The organism is Amaricoccus sp. (genome assembly GCF_036846665.1).
Classification (GTDB): Bacteria; Pseudomonadota; Alphaproteobacteria; order Rhodobacterales; family Rhodobacteraceae; genus Amaricoccus.
The window spans coordinates 1-7,376 of the sequence record NZ_DAIUBO010000193.1; the positions used below are offsets into that span (position 1 = coordinate 1).

11 protein-coding genes and 2 tRNA genes are annotated in these 7,376 nt (G+C 67.5%); 12 read left to right on the forward strand and 1 reads right to left on the reverse strand.

Going from position 1 to position 7,376, the window contains the following annotated elements; all coding sequences use genetic code 11:
* On the forward strand, positions 1 to 222 hold a 222-nt coding region (locus V7050_RS16005; protein WP_324369587.1), incomplete at its 5' end, for a hypothetical protein.
* Between the two features lie 133 nt (positions 223 to 355).
* Here the strand turns inward: V7050_RS16005 and V7050_RS16010 are convergent.
* Positions 356 to 431: transfer RNA gene (locus tag V7050_RS16010), tRNA-Met, on the reverse strand.
* A gap of 789 nt (positions 432 to 1,220) precedes the next feature.
* Between V7050_RS16010 and V7050_RS16015 the strand changes: the two genes are divergently transcribed.
* The 11 genes from V7050_RS16015 to V7050_RS16060 all read left to right on the forward strand — a co-directional run bounded on the left by V7050_RS16015 (position 1,221) and on the right by V7050_RS16060 (position 7,179).
* Complete coding sequence (locus tag V7050_RS16015) at positions 1,221 to 1,466, forward strand: helix-turn-helix transcriptional regulator (protein WP_324369585.1); 246 nt, start codon at positions 1,221 to 1,223, stop codon at positions 1,464 to 1,466.
* Positions 1,466 to 1,780 carry a hypothetical protein gene (locus V7050_RS16020; protein ID WP_324369583.1) on the forward strand — a complete coding sequence of 105 codons (315 nt, stop codon included), beginning with the start codon at positions 1,466 to 1,468 and terminating at the stop codon, positions 1,778 to 1,780. Before V7050_RS16015 ends, V7050_RS16020 begins: the two co-directional genes overlap by 1 nt.
* 62 nt (positions 1,781 to 1,842) lie before the next feature.
* On the forward strand, positions 1,843 to 2,448 hold the full coding sequence (locus tag V7050_RS16025) for a hypothetical protein (protein ID WP_324369581.1): 606 nt from the start codon (positions 1,843 to 1,845) through the stop codon (positions 2,446 to 2,448).
* A complete protein-coding gene (locus V7050_RS16030) occupies positions 2,445 to 2,840 on the forward strand; it encodes a hypothetical protein (RefSeq protein WP_324369579.1) in 396 nt (131 codons plus the stop codon). Before V7050_RS16025 ends, V7050_RS16030 begins: the two co-directional genes overlap by 4 nt.
* Complete coding sequence (locus tag V7050_RS16035) at positions 2,837 to 3,547, forward strand: hypothetical protein (protein WP_324369577.1); 711 nt, start codon at positions 2,837 to 2,839, stop codon at positions 3,545 to 3,547. The genes V7050_RS16030 and V7050_RS16035 overlap by 4 nt, the downstream gene beginning before the upstream one ends.
* Positions 3,544 to 3,936, forward strand: a complete 393-nt coding sequence (locus tag V7050_RS16040; RefSeq protein WP_324369575.1) for a VRR-NUC domain-containing protein — start codon at positions 3,544 to 3,546, stop codon at positions 3,934 to 3,936. The genes V7050_RS16035 and V7050_RS16040 overlap by 4 nt, the downstream gene beginning before the upstream one ends.
* A gap of 118 nt (positions 3,937 to 4,054) precedes the next feature.
* A complete protein-coding gene (locus V7050_RS21085; protein WP_442885705.1) occupies positions 4,055 to 4,783 on the forward strand; it encodes a helix-turn-helix domain-containing protein in 729 nt (242 codons plus the stop codon).
* Positions 4,725 to 5,090, forward strand: a complete 366-nt coding sequence (locus tag V7050_RS16045) for a DUF6545 domain-containing protein (protein WP_324410825.1) — start codon at positions 4,725 to 4,727, stop codon at positions 5,088 to 5,090. The genes V7050_RS21085 and V7050_RS16045 overlap by 59 nt, the downstream gene beginning before the upstream one ends.
* A complete protein-coding gene (locus V7050_RS16050; RefSeq protein ID WP_324369572.1) occupies positions 5,087 to 5,563 on the forward strand; it encodes a DUF6362 family protein in 477 nt (158 codons plus the stop codon). Before V7050_RS16045 ends, V7050_RS16050 begins: the two co-directional genes overlap by 4 nt.
* A gap of 315 nt (positions 5,564 to 5,878) precedes the next feature.
* Positions 5,879 to 5,952, forward strand: a tRNA-Met gene (locus tag V7050_RS16055).
* Between the two features lie 90 nt (positions 5,953 to 6,042).
* Positions 6,043 to 7,179 carry a DNA methyltransferase gene (locus V7050_RS16060; protein WP_324369570.1) on the forward strand — a complete coding sequence of 379 codons (1,137 nt, stop codon included), beginning with the start codon at positions 6,043 to 6,045 and terminating at the stop codon, positions 7,177 to 7,179.
* Positions 7,180 to 7,376 lie beyond the last annotated feature (197 nt).

The window sequence follows — 7,376 nt, forward strand, 5'->3', positions numbered from 1 at the left end:
GCGGCCTGCGGTGGTTGTAGTCGGCGACCCAGCGGGCGACGGCGGCGCGGGCGTGACATTGAGCGCGAGGAAAAGGCCCGACGAACCGCGATCGCCGCCAGCCTCGACGAATGGCTGAATGAGCTCTCGGAGGCGGAGCGGGTCAAAATCTTCGCCGGGATAGAGGCAAAAGGGGCCGGAAAGCGTTACCTGATCCAACATTCGGCCGGCTCAGCTGGGTGAAAGATGGGGGTCACAGCAACAGCACCACCGTCGCAGTTTCGGCCGTTTTGTTGACCAATTGTTATCCTGGATCGGAGGTACAAGAGTACCCCACGCGCCGAAGCGCGTAGTGCATTGATAATGTTGTGTAATTTGGTTGCGGGGGTAGGATTTGAACCTACGACCTTCAGGTTATGAGCCTGAATCCTGCCATCCCTGAAAACCCCGTGTCTTCGGGGCCTTATGGCCTAACCCGCTGAGATTCACGCATATTCCCGTCCGCATTGAACCGCATCCAGCGGCACCGGACGGCACCGGGACGGGGTGAAACCGAGAACGCCGGTTGCGCTTGATGACGGCGACGTACATTGCGTCCCAATCGTACTTGTAGGCGGCCGGCTGGCTGGACGGGCGACGTACCAATTCGTTTTCCTCCTCGAAGCGAGTCATTTCGGTGGCGCTGATGAGTAGATCGGCCTTGGCCACCCTGACGCCCTTGGCGGGCGTGGTGATGAAGACCCACTGATCCTGATTCTGCGGTCTCAAGCGGTGGACGCGCACCTCGGGCGGGCCGGAGCCGTCGCGACGAAACATCGGCATGAGGTCGGCTGCGTGCAGGGCGACGAGACCCACTATGGGCGCGTCTCCTGCTTGGACGAGAGGAACGCTGGTGAGGAGCTCCAGCCGCTCTAAGGCCGCCCATTCGGCGATGTCGGTCGTCGTGCAGCCCCATCGCGCCGCGACTTCAAGCAGGGTGAATAACACCCTTGGAGGTAATGCCATATCGTCTGCCCCATCTTGCCCGCCTCTCTGCGGATTCGCCTCATGGTTGATCTCAGGGCGAGCAATCTAGCGCTTGGCTCTCCCTAAAGTGGAGTCCTTTGGTCGGGGTGCCGGCGAGGGTGGCGTGGCTTGGCCTCGGCCCACGCCACCGCCTGCCTTCGCGCCATCCGCCACCGCCTCGCATCGTCCTGGTCGGAAATCGGCCCCCGTCCGGGGTCGCCTGATCGGAGGACGATATGAGCGAAGCGATTGCCGCGGATGACGACAGGACCGGCGCCGACCTGCTTGGGGACTGGATGAGCCGGGATGCGCTCGCGGCCGAGCTGAGCATTTCCGTCGACACCCTCTCGCGCTGGGAGACGCGCCGCGTCGGCCCGCCCTGCGTCCGCGTCGGGCGCAGGGTGCTCTACCGCCGCGGCGCGGTGCGGGACTGGCTTCGCTCGCAGGAAGATCGCGCGGCGCGGCGCGCGGGAGGCCGGTGATGGGCACCGTGCTGGACTTCCCCTACATCGGCATCGCGCGGGCGCGCGAGATCGTCGAGCACCCGGACCTGCACGATGCGGCCACCATCCGTGCGGCGTGCGAGACGCTGATCAAGTTCGGTACGGACGATGACTTCCGGGCCGTGCAGAACCTGCAACGCGCGCGGATCATCAATCGGCTTGAGCAGCTGAATTCCGAGTTTAGCCGGCGGCAGAGCAAGGCACTCCGATTCTGGATGGTGCTGATCCTGACGTCGTCCGCCGCGTTCTGGATCCTCTTGGGCGTGCTCCTGGTCGGCGCGGTGCTGCGATGAGGCCGCTGCTGAAGGCCGCCTCGGTCGGCGCAGGAACGAATTCCAGTCGGAGCAAATTCAGAATGACCGCGCCCATTGCATATCCCCTCGCCTGGCCGCTCGACCTGCCCCGCTCCACAAAGCGGGCGCGATCGCCCTTCCGGGTCAGCCTCAACCGCGCCGTGTCCGACCTGCAGGACGCGCTTCGCCTGTTCGGGAACGACAGCGGCCTGCCGGTCGTGAACGTGGTGATTTCGTCGAACGTGACGCTCGGCGCGGCGAAGCCATCGGACCCCGGCGTCGCGGTTTACTTCGATTGGGACGGCGCCCAGCGCTGCATCGCCGTCGACCGATTCCCCGAGGTCGAGGCCAATGTTCGGGCCATCTACCAGATCCTCGAGGGGCGCAGGCAGGAGCTGCGCTATGGCGGGCTGCACATCGTGCGCGCTACGTTCCGCGGCTTCGCGGCGCTGCCGCCGCCGCCGGAGGACCGGCCCTCGCCGCAGCGGTCTTGGCGGGCAGTCTACGGCTGGCCGGAAGGGACGGCGCCGAGCCGAGCGGACGTCGAGAATGTCTACCGTGCGCTTGCTCGCCAGCGCCATCCCGATGCGCCGGGCGGGTCGCACGAGGCCATGGCCGAGCTCAACGCGGCGCGGGAGGCAGCTCTTGCCGAGCTGACGGCAGCGTGAGCGCGCCGGATTCGACCATCGGCGACGACGTGCTCGCGCTCACCCAGGATCTGGTCGAGCGCGTCATCCGCGATGATCGCGGCCGCCTGGTTGGCGGCGTCTGGGTCGACGGCAATGGCGGACTGCTCTCGGAAGGGACGATCCACACAGCCGAGCAGCTGCGCCGGGCCATCGGCAACCAGGACGCGGCGCGGGAGGGACGGTGGTGCCCGGACCGGCGCTGGAATGCCCTGCAGGCGGCGCGCGGTGTGCTGGCCGACCTGGCGCACCACACGGACGCCGACATTCGGGCCGCGGCCTACATCGTGATCGTTTATTCCGACGACGAGCGCGAGGTCGAGGAAGCGAGCGAGCTCAGGTCGCTGGTGGATCCGGGCGACGCGCCACGATGAAGGCGACGCGCTCCGCCAAGTCCCTGCTTCGCGCCATCGCGGGCAGCGCGGTGCCCGAGGCGCCGCCTGCGCTGTTGCGGGTGATGGGCGACGAGCACGTTACCGCCGCGCGCGCGCCGTTCGAGGAGCGCCGCGACTTCGACCTGTATCCCACCGGCGAGCCCGAGGCCATTCGTGGCCTGCTGGCGCTCGATGGCGAGCGCATCCGGGCGCTGGGCGCCGTCTGGGAGCCCGCCGCGGGCTACGGGCACCTCTCCCGCGAGATCGAGTCCTTCGGCCTTCCCTGCGCTGTCTCGGATGTCGCCGACCACGGTTGCCCGGGTGTCGAGGTCCGGAGCTTCTACGACTGCCGCTGTGCCTTGGCGCCGGCGATCATCACAAACCCGCCCTATTGCGAGATCAATGCCCGGGACGGGCGCGGCCGCTGGCTGCGCCATACGCTCAACATGCCCGGCTGGCGCTATTGCGCTTTGCTGCTCTCCTGGGATTGGCCGGCCGCGCGCGCCAACGGGCTCGGGGCCCTGCTCGACGCGCACCCGTTCTCCTACTGCTACCTGATGCGCTGGAAGTTGGATTTCACCGGCGAGGGAAGCCCGCCGCAGCGCAATGCCTGGTTCATCTGGGATCGGGATTGGACCGGCGCGGAGCCGGCCTTCCGCTTCATGGACCGGCACCTCGACCACCGGCAGACGGAGCTGTTCCCGTGAGCGGCCCAGCACGCCGGCGGCGGAATCCCGAGGCGGATATCCAGCGTGCGATCGTCGAGCTGTTGCGTGTGGTGCTGCCGCGCGGCGCCATCGTCCATCACTCGCGCAACGAGGAGCGTAGTGGCGGGGACGAGGCGCGCCGGCGCCAGGCGATCGCGGTGGGCATGGGCATCCATCCCGGCTTCTCGGACGTGATCGTGCTCGCGGGCGGGCGCGTCCTGTTCCTCGAGGTCAAGGCGCCACGCGGGTCGCTCTCGGCGGCGCAGGAGGCCTTCCGCGATGATGTGCTCGCGCAGGGCCATGGCTGGGCGCTCGTGCGCTCTCCCGACGACACGCTGGCCGCGCTGGCGGCCAACGGATTCCGCACCAGGCTCGCCTCGGTGCCGTGATGCGCGCCGCCGGAACATCGCGGCAACGGCGCGGTGGCGCGGCGGCGACCGCCACCGCGTGCCATCCCGCCACGGCAACCGCCATGGCGTTCTTGCCTCGGCACTCGAGGCAGGGCTGATGAGTGTTCACGCGATTTCATGGGCTTACAAGGTCGCGGAGGTCACCGACCCCTACGAGGCCTTTCTGCTCGTGACGCTGGCCGACCAAGCCGACGACTGGGGCGTGCTGTGGGCCAAGCAGTCGACCCTGATGGAGAAGTGCCGCTGCTCGAAGCGCAAGGTGCAGTATGCCCTGCAGGCGCTCGAGGAGCGCGGCCTTGTCCTGCAGTTCCGGCGCCGTCGCGACAACGGCTCGCAGCGCTCGAGCGCGTTCATTCTCGTGGGCTGGGAAGGCCGGAAACGGCCCGCATCGGTCGACGAACACCCGGTGCTTGAGCAGCTACATCTGGCGGGCCTCCTGGACCCGGACACAATCGGGGTGCATCTGGTGCACCCCGGTGCAGGGTGCACACCGTGCGCCAGCAGGGCGCATGACGTGCACCCCCAGGGTGCACGCGGTGCACCCCTTGAACCGTCCTTAGAACCATCCAGAGAACCTTTCCCCCCTACCCCCCAGCGCCCGGAGGCGCGAGCTGATGGGAAAACCGGCATTCGACCCTCTCGACCCGCCTACCGCAAGGAATCCGCTACCGGCCTATGGGAGCGCGCCTTCGATGCGGCTCTTGCAGGACTTGATACGGGTGCCTCACCACGAACGGACGCGGCCCCTGAATCCGGAATCGCGGGCGTTGCTGGTGGAGATCGAGGCGGCGCTGTCCACCTCCCTCATTCCCGCGACGGCGCTTGAGATCCGGGACGCGATGCTCGGGCTGCTCTCGCACTACCCCACGCGCGCCATGTCCACCAGCGAACGGGCGTCGGTCGCGCGCGACTGGCTGACGGACCTTGCGGCGGTGCCGGCCGACATCATCGCGGCCGCCTGCCAGGAATGGCGGCGCCGGCCCAACGCCTTCGCGCCCACGCCGGGCCATCTGCTCGAGCCGATCGGGCCGGTGCTCGCGGCCCGGCGGTTTCAACATCGAATGGCGTCGGAATGGCTGGCTGCTCAGGACCGCGTCGCGAACGAAGACAAGCGAAAGGACGTAGGGGCATGACCGGCACCATCACTCCATCCGATCTCGAGGATCGCTTCGAAGAGGCGGCGCGCACACTGGCGCGTCTGCCCGATCCGCCGGGCTCGACGCCGCGCGGCTACTCATCGGCCTGGCCGGAATATGCCCACGACCCCGGGCAGTCCTATGGCTACAACAAGACGCGCCTGCGCGTGGTCCCGAGCCCTGCCGCCATCAAGCAGATGGAGGAATGCCTCGAGTGGTTGAGCTGGCTCGGCCCCGACGATGCGCGGATCGTGTGGCTGCGGGCCGAGGGCAAGCGTTGGCGGCAGATCGCCATCCGCACGGGATGCGTCCGGCAGACCGCGTGGCGGCGTTGGGCAGCGGCGCTGGTCACGATTGCTAAGCGATTGAACCATAACGCGAAAAGGAAGCCGGCCCCGACCCCCAAGAAGATAGTGGCGGAAGAGCGTGTTGCTGAAGCGGCGCGGGACGATGCCAAGACGCTGTTGTGACGGCCCGATCCGTCGAACTTTTGGCGCGACAAAACGCGGCTAGATCGGGCAGATTCTGAGTATGCTCACGAGAGCTGGCGCCCCCTCCCCGGTGCCGCTCCCGTTTCGGGTCCTTCTCGGGCGGCGAGCGTATGCGGGGGGGCTTTGCGCGCTAAAGCTCTAGTGGCAAAGGATTTTTTCGGGTTCGCGCCATAGGTTCGCACCTTTGGGTTCGCGGGTTCGCATTCGTTCTTCGTGCGGTGACGCGGGGCTGACTGGCCGGGGCTTTCTCGCCCCGGCCTTTTTCTTGCGCGCCGCGGCGGGGGCACAAGTTGACGCGGCGAGGGTGCTGGTTCCTCCCCGGGCTCATATCCCGGACCACGCGGGTTCGATTCCCGCCGCCGCAACCAGATCGATGCAGACCCGGCGGGGACGCCGCCGGTAGGTCGCCTGGCTTCCCCTCCCGGGAGGCCGGTGGCCGCTAGGGCAGGAGTTGGCTTTTGCAGGTCGAGATGATGGCGGTCAGCGCGCTCGCGCCTTACGCGGGCAACGCGCGGACGCACCCCGAGTGGCAAGTCGCGCAGATCGCCGCCTCGATCGCCGAGTTCGGGTTCACGAATCCGATCCTGGTCGGCTCCGACCGGGTGATCATCGCGGGGCACGGCCGTCTCCTGGCAGCCGAGCGTCTCGGGCTCGACAGGGTGCCGGTGATCGTGCTCGACCACCTGACCCCGACGCAGCGCCGGGCGCTGGTGATCGCGGACAACAAGATCGCGGAGAACGCGGGCTGGGACGAGGAGCTGCTGGGGCGCGAGCTGGCGGCGCTCCGGGACGATGCCTTCGATCTCGACATCGTCGGGTTCTCCGAGACCGAGCTCGAGGAGCTGCTCGGTGGGCTCGACGACGAGGGTGAGCTGCCGCCGCTGGGCGATCCGGACCACGTTCCGGAGGCGCCGGCGCGGCCGTTGAGCCAGCGGGGCTGGGTCTGGCAGCTCGGCAAGCATCGGGTGATGTGCGGGGACTCGACGTCCAAGGCGGACATGGCAACGCTCTGCGGCTCGGAGCCGGTCGACGCGTGCTGGACGGACCCGCCCTACAACGTGAACTACGAGGGCGCGGCCGGGAAGATCGCCAACGACCACATGGAGTCGGGCGACTTCCGCCGCTTCCTGACCGAGGCCTTCGGCGCCGCCGCGGCGGTGATGAAGCGTGGCGCTCCGATCTACGTGGCGCATGCGGACACCGAGGGACAGAATTTCCGGGCCGCGTTCAAGGACGCCGGCTTCAAGCTGTCGGGGTGCCTGGTCTGGGTGAAGCCCAGCCTCGTGCTCGGGCGCTCGGACTACCAGTGGCGGCACGAGCCGATCCTCTACGGCTGGAAGGCGGGCGCCTCGCACAAATGGTTCGGCGGCAGGACGCGCACCACGGTGTTCGAGGACCAGCGCCCGCCGGTCGCCGGCACCGCCCACTCGGGCTTCCATTGCAGCTGGTTTTCTCGCCATCCCAAGCGGATAAGTTCCTTGAGAACGTGCTGGCGCACCTTCTCTTCCGGCTTGAGATGGCCGGTCGTTTCTGTGCTCGAACCCTGGTCTTCCGGCATCCACCGTCCCCTCTTTTGTTGTAGAGGCCGGTCTTAGAGCACCAGTGGAAAAGAGCAACTCGTTTTGCGACGCACTCCACAGCGACGGTGCGAGTCCTGAGTTGCAGCGGAAATGTTGAGGTGGTGTTGAGGTAACGAAAAAGGGCCTTGCCGGGTTATCGGCTAAGGCCCTGTTTTTATTGGTTGCGGGGGTAGGATTTGAACCTACGACCTTCAGGTTATGAGCCTGACGAG

Bases quoted from the DNA above. Each gene is read 5' to 3' on its own strand.
- V7050_RS16015 (WP_324369585.1), top strand. From the start codon at position 1,221: ATGAGCGAAGCGATTGCCGCGGATGACGACAGGACCGGCGCCGACCTG.
- V7050_RS16020 (WP_324369583.1), top strand. From the start codon at position 1,466: ATGGGCACCGTGCTGGACTTCCCCTACATCGGCATCGCGCGGGCGCGC.
- V7050_RS16025 (WP_324369581.1), top strand. From the start codon at position 1,843: ATGACCGCGCCCATTGCATATCCCCTCGCCTGGCCGCTCGACCTGCCC.
- V7050_RS16035 (WP_324369577.1), top strand. From the start codon at position 2,837: ATGAAGGCGACGCGCTCCGCCAAGTCCCTGCTTCGCGCCATCGCGGGC.
- V7050_RS21085 (WP_442885705.1), top strand. From the start codon at position 4,055: ATGAGTGTTCACGCGATTTCATGGGCTTACAAGGTCGCGGAGGTCACC.
- V7050_RS16050 (WP_324369572.1), top strand. From the start codon at position 5,087: ATGACCGGCACCATCACTCCATCCGATCTCGAGGATCGCTTCGAAGAG.